The organism is Pseudonocardia wallangbongensis (genome assembly GCF_054486945.1).
Genome location: NZ_JBRERS010000002.1, coordinates 590,129 through 605,031, shown reverse-complemented (window position 1 = coordinate 605,031; position 14,903 = coordinate 590,129). Strand labels below are relative to the sequence as shown.

Annotated in this window: 14 protein-coding genes; 7 read left to right on the top strand and 7 right to left on the bottom strand. The window is 73.3% G+C overall.

Going from position 1 to position 14,903, the window contains the following annotated elements:
• Nucleotides 1-313: 313 nt before the first annotated feature.
• Entirely contained in the window at nucleotides 314-1,120 is an 807-nt protein-coding gene (locus ACU436_RS09150) for a hypothetical protein (RefSeq protein ID WP_459023566.1), read from the bottom strand.
• 69 nt (nucleotides 1,121-1,189) lie between these two features.
• Nucleotides 1,190-2,221, bottom strand: coding sequence for an LLM class F420-dependent oxidoreductase (locus ACU436_RS09145; protein ID WP_459023564.1), 1,032 nt, complete (start codon nucleotides 2,219-2,221; stop codon nucleotides 1,190-1,192).
• Nucleotides 2,222-2,304: 83 nt separating this feature from the next.
• Here ACU436_RS09145 and ACU436_RS09140 point away from each other — a divergent pair, with 83 nt between their 5' ends.
• Both ACU436_RS09140 and ACU436_RS09135 read left to right on the top strand, forming a co-directional pair.
• On the top strand, nucleotides 2,305-2,889 hold the full coding sequence (locus tag ACU436_RS09140) for a helix-turn-helix domain-containing protein (protein WP_459023562.1): 585 nt from the start codon (nucleotides 2,305-2,307) through the stop codon (nucleotides 2,887-2,889).
• A gap of 3 nt (nucleotides 2,890-2,892) precedes the next feature.
• Nucleotides 2,893-3,099, top strand: coding sequence for a hypothetical protein (locus ACU436_RS09135; protein WP_459023560.1), 207 nt, complete (start codon nucleotides 2,893-2,895; stop codon nucleotides 3,097-3,099).
• Nucleotides 3,100-3,111: 12 nt separating this feature from the next.
• Here the strand turns inward: ACU436_RS09135 and ACU436_RS09130 are convergent, their stop codons facing one another.
• Entirely contained in the window at nucleotides 3,112-3,828 is a 717-nt protein-coding gene (locus ACU436_RS09130; protein WP_459023558.1) for a dienelactone hydrolase family protein, read from the bottom strand.
• Nucleotides 3,829-3,850: 22 nt separating this feature from the next.
• Here ACU436_RS09130 and ACU436_RS09125 point away from each other — a divergent pair, with 22 nt between their 5' ends.
• A complete protein-coding gene (locus tag ACU436_RS09125) occupies nucleotides 3,851-4,312 on the top strand; it encodes an NUDIX domain-containing protein (protein WP_459023556.1) in 462 nt (153 codons plus the stop codon).
• A gap of 3 nt (nucleotides 4,313-4,315) precedes the next feature.
• Here ACU436_RS09125 and ACU436_RS09120 read toward each other — a convergent pair whose 3' ends face one another.
• Nucleotides 4,316-5,875 (bottom strand): long-chain-fatty-acid--CoA ligase, encoded by a 1,560-nt coding sequence (locus tag ACU436_RS09120; protein WP_459023554.1) that lies wholly within the window; start codon nucleotides 5,873-5,875, stop codon nucleotides 4,316-4,318.
• A gap of 222 nt (nucleotides 5,876-6,097) precedes the next feature.
• On the opposite strand from ACU436_RS09120, the gene ACU436_RS09115 reads away from it, so the two are divergent.
• From ACU436_RS09115 to ACU436_RS09105, 3 genes are read left to right on the top strand one after another with little or no spacing between them, the layout of a single operon-like run.
• The gene (locus tag ACU436_RS09115; RefSeq protein ID WP_459023552.1) at nucleotides 6,098-6,943 is read left to right on the top strand and encodes an SGNH/GDSL hydrolase family protein; all 846 of its coding nucleotides are present in this window, start codon (nucleotides 6,098-6,100) and stop codon (nucleotides 6,941-6,943) included.
• An 18-nt stretch (nucleotides 6,944-6,961) separates the two neighbouring features.
• A complete protein-coding gene (locus ACU436_RS09110; protein WP_459023550.1) occupies nucleotides 6,962-7,879 on the top strand; it encodes an ABC transporter ATP-binding protein in 918 nt (305 codons plus the stop codon).
• The gene (locus ACU436_RS09105; protein ID WP_459023548.1) at nucleotides 7,864-8,706 is read left to right on the top strand and encodes a hypothetical protein; all 843 of its coding nucleotides are present in this window, start codon (nucleotides 7,864-7,866) and stop codon (nucleotides 8,704-8,706) included. Before ACU436_RS09110 ends, ACU436_RS09105 begins: the two co-directional genes overlap by 16 nt.
• Nucleotides 8,707-8,793: 87 nt before the next feature.
• Here ACU436_RS09105 and ACU436_RS09100 read toward each other — a convergent pair whose 3' ends face one another.
• The 3 genes from ACU436_RS09100 to ACU436_RS09090 are packed head-to-tail and all read right to left on the bottom strand — an operon-like array spanning nucleotide 8,794 to nucleotide 10,966.
• Entirely contained in the window at nucleotides 8,794-9,546 is a 753-nt protein-coding gene (locus ACU436_RS09100; protein WP_459023546.1) for an amino acid ABC transporter ATP-binding protein, read from the bottom strand.
• On the bottom strand, nucleotides 9,543-10,166 hold the full coding sequence (locus ACU436_RS09095) for an amino acid ABC transporter permease (RefSeq protein ID WP_459023544.1): 624 nt from the start codon (nucleotides 10,164-10,166) through the stop codon (nucleotides 9,543-9,545). The genes ACU436_RS09100 and ACU436_RS09095 overlap by 4 nt, the downstream gene beginning before the upstream one ends.
• A gap of 44 nt (nucleotides 10,167-10,210) precedes the next feature.
• Nucleotides 10,211-10,966: an amino acid ABC transporter substrate-binding protein gene (locus ACU436_RS09090; protein ID WP_459023542.1), complete on the bottom strand. Its 756-nt coding sequence runs from the start codon at nucleotides 10,964-10,966 to the stop codon at nucleotides 10,211-10,213.
• Nucleotides 10,967-11,137: 171 nt separating this feature from the next.
• On the opposite strand from ACU436_RS09090, the gene ACU436_RS09085 reads away from it, so the two are divergent.
• Nucleotides 11,138-14,857, top strand: coding sequence for an ABC transporter ATP-binding protein (locus tag ACU436_RS09085; protein ID WP_459023540.1), 3,720 nt, complete (start codon nucleotides 11,138-11,140; stop codon nucleotides 14,855-14,857).
• The last annotated feature ends 46 nt before the right edge of the window (nucleotides 14,858-14,903 follow it).

Genomic DNA, 14,903 nt, shown 5'->3' with positions numbered 1-14,903 from the left:
CGGTCAAGGGGTCGGTTCAGTGAACTTCATCGCGGTGCGCGGCCGGGCCGATCGGGCGCCGCGCCGTCCCGGTGCCCCCGCACACCGTGTCGGCGGACGCAACCGGTCGACTGCGGGCATGAGCGTGGACGGGGTACGAGGGCCCGCCCGGGTGTCACCGGAGGCGGTGCGGGCCATGATCGACAGCCAGGTGCGGGAACGGCCACATGCGGCCGCGGGCGCACCCATCGGCTGATCAAGCCTGGGGCCTGACGCGCGCAGCCAGGGTGGAGGGACCCACCCCGTCGACCGGTTGCGTGGACGGGGCGCGCTCCTAGGCCGCCGGGAGCGCGCCCTCGGCGTCGACGACCGCGGTCCGCACCGCAGTGGTGCTGATCACGGTGCCGGCCCTCAGCCCGGCGCGGGAGTCGGTGCGCAGCGTGTCGCGCTCGCCCGCGAACTGGCCGTCGGCCGGGTCGAGGAGCAGTTCGGTGCGGGTGCGCCCGGCGTCGTGGACGAGAGCCAGGCACGTGCGCCCGTCGATGTTCTGCGCGTCGTCGGTGAAGCTCACGCCGGGGAGCGCGGAGAGCGCCCGGAAGAACGCCGCCCGCAGCTCGGCCGGCACGAGCGCCGTGCGCAGCGCCGTGACCGCGGCCGCGAACGGTCCGAACCAGCTGCCCGGGTTGTCCTCGTGGAGCCGGGCGAGGAGCGTGGCCGGGTCCCGGGGCAGGCGATGCAGGAACTCCGGGTTGGGGGACTGCCAGCTCCCGCGTCGCGGCGGCCGCGACGGCGCGCACAACACGGTCTCGATCTCGATCCCGAGATCGTCCTCGGTGTCCCGCGCGGTGTCGAAGTCGCCGTGGCGGGCGCGGAAGCGGCCGACGGGGGCGACGGCCTGGAGGTCGAACCCGTCCTCACGGGCCTCCTCCGCCGAGCCGGTGAGCCAGGTCTGCGCGCCCGTCAGCTCGCGCTCCAGCACCCACTCCCGGTCGGCCTGCACGGGGATCCACTGCCGCAGCCGGTGCTCGGTGAGGTGCTGGTGGGGCCCGAAGGTGCCGAGCCACCACGCGTGCGTCTCCACGAAGCGGTACTGGTGCGGCGCCATCGGTCGGTCGGACACAGCGATGGCGGGCTCGATCACGGCGCTCCCTGCTCTCGGCGACGGTCGACAACAGAGTGTGACTCAGTCACCGTGCGTGATCGCGTCGACCTAGCTGATCCACTCCTTCACCTGCGTGAGCAGCTTGGGGACGTCCGCACTCGCCGGGCTGACGTGCAGGTGCGTGACGCCCGCCGCGCCCAGCACGCCGATCCGCTCCCGGACGTACGACGGGGGCCCGATCAGCGTGACCCTGTCGATGAAGTCGTCGGGCAGCGCGGCGGCGGCCTCCTCCTTGCGGCCGTCGAGGTAGAGGTCCTGCACGAGCCGTGCCGCGTCGGCGTAGCCCTGGCGGGCGAAGACCGTGTTGTAGAAGTTGCGCCCGCGCGCTCCCATGCCCCCGATGTACAGGGCGTACATGCCGCGGGCGAGCTTGCGGGCCGGCTCGAACATCTCCTCCTCGACCGCGAGGATCCCGCCGCCGGTGATCTGCAGCGGCCCGAGCTCGGGCGCGCGCTTCGCGAGTCCGGCGTCGAGCGCGGGCCCGAAGACGTCCCGGATCTTCTCCGGGAGCATCACGTGCGGGAGCCACCCGTTCGCGAGCTCGGCCGTCATCTCGACGTTCTTGTCGCCGAGCGCGGCCACCCAGATCGGGATGTCCGCCCGCTTCGGGTGGTTGATCAGCTTCAGCGGCTTGCCCAGCCCGGTGCCCCGGCCCTCGGGCAGCGGGATCGGGTAGAGGCCCTCGTTGGTGAGCCGCTCCCGCCGCCAGACCTTCCGGCAGATCTCGATGATCTCGCGCGTGCGCGCCACCGGCTTGTCGTAGGGCACGCCGTGGAAGCCCTCGATCACCTGTGGCCCGGAGGCGCCCAGCCCGAGGATCGCGCGGCCGCCCGACAGCGCGTCGAGCCCGGCGGCGGTCATCGCGGTGAGGGTGGGGGTCCGGCTGTAGATCGGCAGGATCCCGGAGCCGATCTGCACGCGCTCGGTGCGCGCGGCGAGGTACCCCATGAGCGAGACCGCGTCGAAGCTGTACGCCTCCGCGACCCACACGACGTCCAGGCCCGCCTGCTCCATCGCGAGCACCGACTCGGCGGATCGGGCGGGGTCCTCGCTGTACTGGAGTTGGGTCGACAGCAGCATGGCCGGAGATGTTACCGACGAGTCAAGTAAGGATGAGCAAGGTTTCTTGCGAAAGGAAGCTTGCTAAAGATATGTTGTGATGCGTGACCGAGCAGCTGCCCGAACGGATCACCGACCCGAAGGCGCTCCGCGCGCTGTCGCACCCCACCCGGTGGAAGCTGATCGAGCTGCTCGGCCTCGAGCGCACGGCCACCGCCACGCGCTGCGCCGACTTCACGGGGGAGAGCGTGGCCAGCTGCTCGTACCACCTGAACATGCTGGCCAAATACGGTTTCGTCGAGCAGGCCGGCGGGGGCACCGGCCGCGAGCGGCCCTGGAAGCTTGTCAAGTACGACCAGAGCTGGGAGGCCACCGACCTGGGGCCCGAGGGGGCGCTGGCGGCCGAGGCGCTCACAGATGTCTTCCTGGACTACGAGGTCGGCCGGATCAAGGAGTTCGGCCGGCGGCGGGACCGGGAGCCGGAGGAGTGGCGGCGCCACGCGCGCAACCGCGCCACCATCACCTGGCTCACCGCCGACGAGTTCGCGGAGCTCTCGCGCGACGTCGCGGCCGTCTGGGCCCGCTACGACGGCCGCCTCGAGGACCCCTCGCTCCGGCCGCCCGGCTCCCGTGCGGTGCGGCTCTTCCTCGCCCAGTACCTGCCCCGGCCCGCGCACGACGAGGGGTGAGCCGTGCACCCGTTCGCCCACGAGATGCACATCGTGCAGGCGCGTCGCCGGGAGCTGGAGGCCGCCGCGGCGGCCCACCGCCTGGCCCGCAGCTGCGCCCGGCGGTCCCGCCCGTCGCCGGTCCTGCGCCTCTACGCCCGCCTGTGGTGGGCCTCCCGCCCGAGGGCGGCGGCCTGGACGCCGGGGCTCTTCGGCCCCCACTCGGCCTGACCCACCGAAGTGTCAGGGCTTCAGGTGTTCGGCCAGGAAGTCCAGGGTGCGGGGCCACGCCGTGCGGGCCGCCTGCTCGTCGTAGAACGTCGGGGCGTCCCAGTTGGAGAAGGCGTGGCCGGCGGCGTAGCGGTGCAGGACGACGTCGCTCCGCCCGGCGAACGCATGCTCCACCGCGTCGATCTGCTCCTCCGGGATGAACTGGTCCTGGGCGCCGTAGTGGAACAGCACCGGGCACTCGACGTGCTCGGCCTTGTCCAGCATCCGGTCGACGCCGGAGCCGTAGTAGGACACCGCCACGTCCGGCCCGCGCCCGTCGACCCGCGCCGTGGCCGCGAACAGGTAGGCGAGGGTGCCGCCGAGGCAGAACCCGACACCACCAACCCGGCCGTTGCACTGCGGCATCGCCAGGACGTGCGCGAGGGTGGCGGTGAGGTCGGCGGGTACCAGGCCGTCGAAGTCCAGCTGCTGGAGGTGGGCCATGCCCTCGGTGAGGCCGGACTCGTCCTTGCGTTCGAAGCGTGGCGCGGTCCGCCAGAACACGTCCGGGGCGAGCGCCAGGTAGCCCGCCTCGGCGAGCTGCCGGGCCAGCCCGCGGATGTTGTCGTTGATCCCGAAGACCTCCTGGAAGACCAGGACCGCCGGGGCCGGGGAGGTCCCGGGCAGCGCGCAGAACGCCTCGAAGTCGCCGTCCGGAGTGCTGATCGTCTCGTAATGGGTGTTGACCACGGCCGCAGCCTAGGGTGCCCGTGTGAGGTTCCGCGTCGTCCCGGCCGCCTACGTGCTCCTCCTCCGCGGAACCGGCCGCGAGGCCGAGGTGCTGCTGCAACTGCGCCAGGGCACCGGATATCGGGACGGGCACTGGGCCGCCGCGGCGGCCGGGCACGTCGAGGCCGACGAGTCGGTGTTCGCGGCCGCCTGCCGGGAGGCGGCGGAGGAGATCGGCGTGAAGATCGAGCCGGTCGATCTCGAGCCGCTCACCACGATGCACCGCACCCACGCCAACGGCGACCCGATCGACGAGCGCGTCGACTTCTTCTTCGCCTGCCGCCGCTGGACGGGCGAGCCGCGGCTGCTGGAGGCGGCCAAGGCGGCCGGCCTGGGCTGGTACCGGCTCACCGCGTTGCCGGAGCCGGTGGTGCCGCACGAGCGGTACGTGCTCGACGCCCTGGGCGATGGCACCCTGCCGACGATCACGGCCTTCGGGTTCTGACGCTCACACGATCGTCCGCTCCCGGCCCTGCCAGTACGGCTCGCGCAGCTGCTTCTTGAGGACCTTGCCCGTGAGGTTGCGGGGCAGCTCCGCCACCACGTCCACGCTCTTCGGGCATTTGAACGCCGCCAGGTGCTCGCGGCAGTGCGCGACGAGGGCGTCCGGGTCGACGGTGGCGCCCGGCGCCGCGACCACCACCGCCTTCGGCACCTCGCCCCACCTGACGTCCGGGACCCCGATGACCGCGACGTCGTCGACGGTGGGGTGCTCGGCCAGCACGCGCTCGATCTCGGCGGGGTAGATGTTCTCGCCACCGCTGACGATCATGTCCTTGATCCGGTCGGTGACGTAGAGGTAGCCGTCGGCGTCCAGGTGGCCGCCGTCGCCGGTCCGGAGCCAGCCGTCCTCGGTGACCGCCGCGGCCGTCGCCTCCGGCTTGCTCCAGTAGCCGCCCATGATCTGTTCGGTGCGCACCCAGACCTCGCCCGGCGCCCCGGTGGGCACCGGGTCGCCGGTGGCCGGGTCGCGCACCTCGATCTCGACGCCCTGGATCGGCGTGCCCGCGGAGACGAGGCGGTGGGCCGTGGCCGGGTTCTCGTGGTCCTCGGGGCCGAGCGAGCTGACGACGCCGCAGGCCTCGGTCATCCCGTACACCTGGTGCATCACGCCCGGGAAGAGCGCGAGGCACGCCCGCATGACCGGCAGGGGCATCGGCGAGGCGCCGTACGAGAGTGCCTGCAGCGCGGAGAAGTCGCGCTCGGCGGCCCCCGGCACCTGCGTCATCGCCGCCATCAGCGCGGGCACCAGGAAGGTGTGGGTGATCCGTCCGGTCTCCAGCGTCTCCAGGACGGCCGCGGGATCGGGCATCCGCAGCATCACGATGTGGGCGCCGCGAGACAGCGCCAGCAGCGAGTAGCTGGTGCCGCCGACGTGGTAGAGCGGCATCGCCACCTGCACCCGCGCGTCGGTGTCGATGTCGAAGTCGGCGGCGACGTTGCGGGCGTGCGCCGTCATCCCGCGGTGGGTCAGCATCGCGCCCTTCGGGAAGCCCGTGGTGCCGGACGTGTACAGCTGCACGAAGCAGTCGTCCGGGGCGCCGGCGTGCGCGTCACCGTCCGGCTCCTCCGCGGCGAGCCAGCCCTCGTACTCGTCGTCCGGGCCGCCGACCGGGATCACCCGCTCCACCGTGGGCAGCTTCGGGAGCAGCTGCTCGACGGCGTCGGCGAACTCGGGGCCGACGAACAGCACGCGCGCCGCGGCATCGTTGATCACGTACGCGATCTCGGGTGGGGCCAGCCGGAAGTTCACCACCGCGTTGACCGTGCCGGCCCGGGCGCACGCGAGCGTCAGCTCTAGGCACGACGGGTGGTTGAGGTCGAGCACGGCGACCCGGTCGCCCGGCACCAGGCCCGCGGCCCGCTGCGCCGCCGCGTTCTGCTGCACCCGCCGCGCCAGCCCGGCCCACGTGCGGGTGGTGCGGCCGTAGCTGACGGCCGGAGCGTCGGGGCGCTGCTCCGCCCAGTGCGAGAGGATCGCGGAGTAGTCGGGGAGCTGGGTGGGCATGAGGCCTCCACGTCGTCTCGGGGCTGTGAGACAGGGCACACTTACCGGCACCGGAGCATAACGGCGGGTGATGTTCGCGAGAACAGGACGAACCGGACCGCCGACACGCGCCCCGGCTGTCAGTGGGCGGACACCACTGGATACGGTGACGGTCCCCACCCGCGTGCAACCCCCGTGCCGGCGGGCAGTCACGACCCCTCGGAGTTCCGTATGAGCTCTCCCATGCAGGTCCCTCGGATGCGCGCCGCGGCGCGACGGGTGAAGGCGGGTGGCGAGCGCTTCCTCGGCGGCGTGCTGCCCGGCGCGTCCGCCCGCAGGCTGCAGATCAGGGCCTTCGCCGACGACTGGGCCGCCGCCAACCTGGAGGCGAGGCAGGCCACCGGCCCGCTGTGGATCGTGCTCGGCGACTCGGCCAGCCAGGGCATCGGAGCGACCCGGCGGGAGACCGGCTACGTCGGCGTGGTGCACGAGCGGCTGCGGCACCGGGAGGCATGGCGCGTCGTCAACCTCTCGCGCGCGGGCGCGGGCGTGGCCGACGTGCTCGCCCGCCAGCTCCCCGAGCTGATCGACCTGACCCGGGACCAGTCCGCGGCCCTGGTGAGCTGCATCATCGGTGCAGAGGACATCTCCCGCCACGTCCCCGGCCTCGACGTGTCGCTGCGACAGCTCCTCGCCTCGCTCCCGTCGGGTGCGGTGGTCGCCACGTTCGCGCGCGGCGCGCGTGGCGGGCCCGCCGCGGCGCTCGACGCGATCACGCGCGAGGAGGCCGCGCGGCACCGGCTGCGCGTGGCCGAGCTGCCACCGAGGTTCGGGCCCGGCAGCAAGGGACGGGCGATGAACCCGCTCGGCGACGTCGAGCACGCCGGGTGGGCCGAGGCCGTCCTCGTCGCGATCGACGGCCCGCCGGCCGAGGTCGCGCCGTCCACCGACCCCGAGCTGCCCGTGGTGTCGGCCGATGACGGCAAGCCTGCCGACGCCAAGCCGGCCCCCGACGCCAAGCCCGCGGCCGACCGCAAGGCGGTCAACAGCCACAAGCCGGCAGGCGACACCGACCCGGCCGACGACTAGAGCGGACCCAGCAACCTGGTGGAGGACGACCGGACCGGCCGCATCACCGTTCGCGAGCTGAGCAAGCGGTTCGGTGCCGTGCAGGCCGTCGAGGGGCTGACGTTCTCGGTGGAGCCGGGCGCCGTGACCGGTTTCCTCGGGCCGAACGGCTCCGGAAAGACCACGACGCTACGGATGATCCTCGGGCTCGTCACGCCGACCGCGGGCGAGGCGCGGATCAACGGCATGCCGTTCGGGCAGCTGCCGCGGCCGGCCCGGGCGGTCGGGGCCGTGCTCGAGGCGCAGGGCTTCCACCCCGTCCGCACGGCCCGCGCGCACCTGCTCGCCTGCGCGGCGGCGATCGGGGTGCCCGACGAGGCGGTGGAGCACGCGCTCGGCACCGTCGGGCTCGGGGACATGGGCGAGCGGCCGGTGGGCGAGTACTCGCTCGGCATGCGCCAGCGGCTCGCGCTCGCCGTCGCGCTGCTCGGCGATCCGCAGGTGCTGGTGCTCGACGAGCCGGGCAACGGGCTGGACCCGGAGGGGATCGCGTGGCTGCGGGCGTTCCTGCGGGCGTTCGCCGCACAGGGACGAAGCGTCCTGATCTCCACCCACCTGCTCGCCGAGGTGGAGCAGGCCGCCGACCACCTCGTGGTGATCAGCCACGGCCGCTGCGTCTACCAGGGATCGCTCGAGCAGCTGAAGGGGTCGCGCAGCGCCCGCGTCCTGGTGCGCTGCGCTGATCCCGCCCGGCTGGCGGAGGCGCTCGCCACCACGGGTGTGCTGGAGATCGACACCCTCTCCGACGGCTGGCTGGGGGTGGCCGGCACCGACCCCGTCCACGTCGGGGACGTGGCGCTCGGGGCCGGCGTGGCGATCTACGGGATGGTGCACGAGCGGGTGGAGCTGGAGCAGCTGTTCTTCCAGCTCACCGCCGAGCCGTGGCGGGCGGGGTGACGCCGGGCGCGATCGGGGCGCCGGTCCGTGCGGAGTTCCGCAAGGTCGCGTCGACGAGGCTGTGGTGGGGGCTGCTGATCCCGGTGGCCCTGCTCTCGAGCATGATCAACCTCTTCGGCGGGGTGTTCACCGCGGCCTTCGCCGAGGCCGAGCAGCTGCCGCTGCTGCTGGGATCGCTCGCCTACGCGCTCGGGCTGACGAGCGTGTTCGCCGCCGTGCACGGCGTCGCCGCCGCGGCGGGCGAGTACCGCCACCGCACGATCACCACGACCTACCTCACGACCCGCGGCCGGGCGCCGGTGCTGGTGGCGAAGATGCTGGTGAGCGGCGGGGTCGGGGCCTGCTACGCCATGGCGGCGGCGGTCACCGGGGTGCTCGCCGGCGTCGTCGCCGACGCGGGTGCCGCGTTCCCCGGCCTGGGCGCGCTCGCGGCCACCGTCGTGATCGGTGTCGTGGTGTCGGCGCTGTGGGGCGCGCTCGGGGCCGCGTTCGGCACGGCGGTGAGCAACCAGGTCAGCGCCCTCGTGGCCCTGCTGCTGTACCTCATGATCGGCGAGCTCCTGGTGGGTGCGCTGCTCGACGGGGCCGAGTCCGAGGCCGTCCGCGCCCTGTCGTCCTACCTGCCGGGCAACGCCGGCGAGGTGGCGGTCTACGGCATCCCGGTGTACGAGATCGCGGGCCCCGCCACGGGGCCCGAGCTCGTCGAGCTGCTCGCCGGTGTGACGTCCCCACCGGGCTGGGGCGCGGCCCTGCTCGTCCTGGCGGCCTGGACGGCGGCCGCAGGCGCCGTGGGCTGGCTGGTAGGCGCCCGCCGCGACATCACCTGACCGCCGTCCCCAGCGGGCGCCGCACACACCGGCGCGGGACGGCACACATGCTCCGGCATGTGCGCGGAGCCCACACGGTGTGCGCGGTCAGATCGGATTGAGGATGCGGTCCAGGAACTGCCTCGTGCGGGCCTCTCTCGGCTCGGTGAGGACCCGCTCCGGCGGACCGGACTCGAGCACCACACCGCCGTCGAGGAACAGCACCTGATCGGCCACCTGCTGGGCGAACCGGATCTCGTGGGTGACGATCACCATCGTCCAGCCCTCGTTGGCCAGATCCTTGATCACCCGCAGCACGTCGCCGACCAGCTCGGGATCCAGCGCCGAGGTCGGCTCGTCGAACAGCATCAGCTTGGGCGCCAGTGCGAGCGCCCGGGCGATGCCGACCCGTTGCTGCTGCCCGCCGGACAGCTGGAACGGGTACTGGTCGGCCTTCTCAGCCAGGCCCACCTGCTCCAGCAGCCGCCGGGCGTCCGCCGTGGCCTCGTCCTTCGGCCGTTTCTGGACGATCACCGGGCCCTCGATCACGTTCTGCAGGACCGTCATGTGCGGGAACAGGTTGTGGCTCTGGAACACCATGCCGCTCTGCAACCGGAAGCGCGTGAGGGTGGCGCGGTCGACGTCGGCGGCGAAGTCCACCGACAGGTCGCCGATCGTGATCACCCCGGAGTCGGCGTGGTCGAGGGCGTTCAACGTGCGCAGCACGGTGGTCTTGCCCGATCCCGAAGGCCCGATCACCGCGGTCACCGTGCCGGCCGGCACGTCGAACGAGACGTCGTGCAACACCCGTAGGTCGCCGAACGCCTTCTCGACGCCGCGGACCGTCAGCAGGTCGGTCACCTGGCCACGTACCTCTCCAGCCTCGTCTCGAGCCGGACCTGCCCGGACGACAGGACCAGGCAGATCACCCAGTAGTAGACCGCCGCCACCCCGTACAGCGCGAAGAAGTCGAACGTCGGCGCCGCCGCCAGCTGCGCGACCCGCAGCAGCTCGGTCACCAGGATGGTCGAGGCCAGCGACGTGTCCTTGACCAGCGAGATCAACGTGTTGGACAGCGGCGGCACCGCGGTGCGCGCAGCCTGCGGCAGGATGATTCGGCGCAGCGTCGTCGGATAGCCCATCCCGATCGTCTGCGCTGCCTCCCACTGCCCCTTGGGAAGGCTCAGGATGGCCGCGCGGACCACCTCGGCCGCGTAGCCCCCGACGTTGAGGGTGAAGGCGATCACCGCCGCCGGGAACGGGTCGATCACGATGTTCAGCTGCGGCAACGCGTAGAACACGATGAACAGCTGGACCAGCAGCGGCGTGCCGCGGATGACGGAGATGTACCCGCGCGCCAGCAGGGAGAGCGGACGGATCTTGGAGATCCGGGCCAGCGCGAGGAAGAGCGCGAGCACCAGGCCGAGCACGAAGCTGATGGCCGTCAGCGGCAGCGTCTTCGTGACGGTGGCAACCAGCATCGGCCACAGGTTTCGCCAGATCAGGTCCCAGGTGTCTGGGTCCACTAGGGCCCGCTGACGTCGGAGCCGAAGTACTTGTCCGAGATCTGCTTCAGCGTGCCGTCCGCGCGCAGCTCGCCGAGCGCCCGGTCGACGTCGGCGATCAGCCCGCTGTCCTTGCGGGCAGCGAACGCCTGCTGGCTCGTGTCGCCCGTGGTTCCGGCGATCTTCACGGCGGCGTCGCCCCGCACCTTCTGGAACTCGGCGACCGCGAGCGTGTCGTTGACCGTGGCGTCCACCCGGCCGTCCTTCAGCAGCTGGACGGCCTGCACGAAGCCCTCCACCGCCTCCACGTTGGCGCCGGCGTCCCGGGCCACGGTGGCCCAGTTGCTGGTGGCGGTCTGCGCGGTGGTCTTGCCGCTGAGGTCGGCCAGGCTGGTGATGTCGGTGTTGTCGGCGCGGGTGACGATCACGCCCTCGGAGACCGTGTAGGGCTGCGAGAGGTCGTACTTCGCCTTGCGCTCGTCGTTGATCGTCACCTGGTTGGCGACCAGGTCGAAGCGCTTGGACTCCAACCCGGCGAAGATCGCGTCCCACGGGGTCTGCACGAACTCGACCTGCTTGCCGAGCTTCGCCCCGACGGCCTGCGCGACCTCGACGTCGTACCCGGTGAGCTGGCCGTCCGGCCCCTGGAAGCTGAACGGGCTGTAGGTGCCCTCGGTGCCGACCCGGAGGGTGCCGGCGTCGGATCCGCCTCCGCACCCGGCGATGCCGAGGGCGGCCAGCAGCACGGTGGCTACTGCGATGATCTTGGAGCGCACCGGGGTCTCCTGTCGGTTGGGCGCGTCGACCGGGCGGTCAGCATCGCACGAGGTGCCCGTTGCAGCGCGGAGACCGACCGCGGTGTTCCGATCCGTCCGAACCGGACACCGATTCGTGACCGACGACCTAACCCGGGGCCGCGTGTCGGTGCGGCGACATAACGTGGAGGCGTGCCCGATGCTCCCTCCTCCGGCTGGATCCGCCGGCTCGTCCACGCCTGCGTTCGTCACCGTGCGGTGGCGGCGGGGGCACTGCTGGCGTCGGTGTTCGGGGTCAGCCTGGAGGCGATCGGGCCGCTGCTCACCCGCGTCGCCGTGGACGACGCCGTCGCCGGGTCCACAGCGGTGCTCGCCCCGGTGGTCGCGGCGGTGCTGGGGCTGGCGCTGGTGCGCTTCGGCGCCGCGTTCCTGCGGCGCTACCTCGCCGGCCGCCTCGCCCTCGACGTGCAGCACGACCTGCGGCGGCAGGTGTTCGCCGCCATGCAGCGCCTCGACGGCGAGCGCCAGGACGCGCTGCGCACCGGCCAGGTCGTGTCGCGCGCGATCACCGACCTGCAGCTGGTGCAGTCGCTGCTGTCGATGGCGCCGCTCGCGCTCGGCGCGATCGTGCTCGTCGTCGCCTCGGTGGCGGCCATGCTGTGGCTCTCCCCGCTGCTCACGGTCGTCGCGCTCGTGGTGGTACCCGCCGTGGGCTGGATCGCGCTGCGCACCAGGGCGAAGCTGTTCCCGGCCACGTGGTCGGCGCAGCAGCGGGCGGCCGACATCGCCCAGCACGTGGAGGAGACCGTCACCGGCGTCCGGGTGGTGAAGGGCTTCGGCCAGGAGGCGCGCGAGACCGCCGGGCTCGAACGGGGTGCCGCACGCCTGTTCGCCGAGCGGATGCGCGCCGCGCGGCTCACCGCCCGGCTCAACCCCACGCTGCTCGCCCTCCCCACGTTCGGGCAGGTCGGCGTGATCGCCGTGGGCGGTTGGCTCGCGCTGCACGACTCCATCAGCATCGGCACGTTCCTGGCGTTCTCCACCTACGTCGCCCAGCTGGTCGGGCCCGCCCGCCTGCTCGGCTCGGTGATCGTGAGCGCCCAGCTCGCCCGGGCGGGCGTGGAGCGCGTCCACGACCTGATCGACTCCCGGCCGGACGTCGTCGACCCGGCGTCCCCGGCCACCCTCCCGGAGGGCCCGCTGTCGGTGGAGCTGCGGGACGTCACGTTCGGCTACTCGCGCCACGACCCCGTGCTCGACGACGTCACGTTGCGCGTGGAGCCGTGCGAGACGGTTGCAATAGTTGGGACCGCAGGATCGGGCAAGTCCACCGTCGCGCTGCTGCTGCCCCGCTTCTACGACCCCCAGCGGGGCGAGGTGCGGCTCGGCGGGGTGCCGTTGCCGCAGCTGCGGCTCGCCGACCTGCGTCGCGAGCTCGGCGTGGTGTTCGAGGAGGCGTTCCTCTTCTCCGACACCATCCGCGCCAACATCGCCTACGGCTGCCCGGACGCGAGCGACGAGGACGTGCGGGCGGCGGCACGCGCGGCGCAGGTCGACGGGTTCGTCGAGATGCTGCCCGACGGCTACGACACGCTCGTCGGCGAGCGCGGCCTCACGCTCTCGGGTGGGCAGCGCCAGCGGATCGCGCTGGCCAGGGCCGTGCTCACCGACCCGCGCGTGCTGGTGCTGGACGACGCAACGTCGGCGGTCGACACGGCCACCGAGGCCGCCATCCACGACACGCTGCGCGCCCTCACCGCCGGGCGCACCACGCTGCTCATCGCGCACCGCCGCTCGAGCCTCGCCCTCGCCGACCGGATCGCCGTGCTCGACGCGGGCCGCGTCGTCGACGTCGGCACGGAGGCGGAGCTGATGGAGCGCTGCGCGCTGTTCCGGGAGCTGCTCGACGCCCCCGACGGCGTGCCCGAACGCGGCGCCCACCCGGCCGACCCGGGGGACTCGCGCGAGCTGTGGCCGGAGCCGGTCGCCGACGCCGCGGTGCCGGCGGCCCGCACGGCCACCGCGTCGAGCGGGGTGGGGGCCCGTGGGGGCGGCGGCATGAGCTCCGCCGCGGGCGACATGGCGCCCACCCCGGAGCTGCTCGCCGCGGTCGAGGCGCTGCCGCCGGCCACCGAGGTGCCCCACGTGCCCGGTGAGGACCCCACCGCACCCGATCCCGGGTTCCGGCTCGCCCGCCTGCTGCGTCCGGTGCGCGGTCCGCTCCTGTTCGGGATCGCTCTGGTCGCGCTCGACGCCCTCGGCAGCCTCGCGCTCCCCGGCATCACCCGGCTGGCGATCGACGGCGGCATCACGGCTGGGGCGCCCGGCGTGCTCGTCACGGCCTCGCTGCTGGGGCTCGGGCTGGTGGTCGTGGGGTGGCTCGTGGTGGCCGCGCAGACCGTCGTCACGTCGCGGGCCGGCGAGACCCTGCTCTACCTGCTGCGCGTGCGCAGCTACGCCCATCTGCAGCGGCTGGGGCTGGACTACTTCGAGCGCGAGCTGTCCGGCCGCATCATGACGCGGATGACCACCGACGTCGACGCGTTGTCGACGTTCCTGCAGACCGGGCTCGCGCAGGCCGTGGTCAGCGTGCTCACGATCGGCGGTGTCGCGGTCGCGCTGCTGGCCACCGATCCGGAGCTGGCGCTCGTCGCGCTCGCGGTGGTGCCGGTGCTCGCGGTCGCCACGGTCCTGTTCCGCCGGGTGGCCTCGGCGGCGTACGCGGAGGCGAGGGAGCGGGTGAGCATCGTCAACGCCGACTTCCAGGAGAACGTCACCGGCGTGCGGGTCGCGCAGGCCTACGTCCGCGAGGAGCGCAGCGCCAGCAGGTTCGGCGAGCGCAGCGCCGCCTACCGGAGCTCCCGGCTGCGCGCGCAGCGCTACATCGCGACGTACTTCCCGTTCGTCGCCCTGCTGTCGGACGTCGCCACGGCCGCCGTGCTCGGCGTCGGTGCGGCGCGGGTGGCCGGTGGCGACCTGACGCCCGGCGTGCTCACCGCGTTCCTGCTCTACCTCGCGCTGTTCTTCGCGCCCGTCCAGCAGCTGTCGCAGGTCTTCGACGGCTACCAGCAGGCCCGCATCGGGCTGTCGCGCATCGCCGACCTGCTGCGCACCCCCACGTCGGTGCCCCCGGAGCCTGCGGCCGACCCGGTACCGGTGCCCGAGCGGTTGCGCGGCGAGGTCGAGCTGCGCGACCTCGGCTTCACCTACGCGGGCGCCGCGGCACCCGCGCTCGACGGCGTCTCGCTGCGGGTCGCGCCCGGCGAGACGATCGCGCTCGTCGGGGCCACGGGCGCGGGCAAGTCCACGGTGGTCAAGCTGCTCGCCCGGTTCTACGACGCCGGCACGGGCGGGGTGCTCGTCGACGGGGTGGACGTCCGGCGCTACCCGCTGGCCGCGTACCGGCACCGCCTGGGGATCGTGCCGCAGGAGCCGCACCTGTTCACCGGCGACGTCGCCGCCAACATCGCCTACGCGCGTCCCGACGCGAGCCCGGCCGAGATCGAGGCCGCGGCGCGGGCCGTCGGCGCGCTGGAGCTGGTGCGCGGGCTGCCCGGCGGGTTCCGGCACCCGGTCGGCGAGCGCGGGCAGGGCCTGTCCGCGGGGCAGCGCCAGCTCATCGCGCTCGCCCGCGCCGAGCTCGCCGACCCCGACGTGCTGCTGTTCGACGAGGCCACGGCGGCGCTCGACCCGGCCACCGAGGCGGCGGTGCACGCCGCGGGCGACCGCGTCACCTCCCGCCGCACGGCGTTCGTCGTGGCCCACCGGTTGGGCACGGCGGCGCGCGCCGACCGGATCGTGGTGCTCGACGGCGGCCGGATCGTCGAGGTGGGCTCGCACACCGAGCTGCTCGCCGTGGGCGGGCACTACGCGCGGCTGTGGCAGGCCGGCGAGATGGAACCCGCTGCGTGACGCGCGTCACTCGGTCCCAACGATGGGGCCCGCGCCGCCGGTCGTG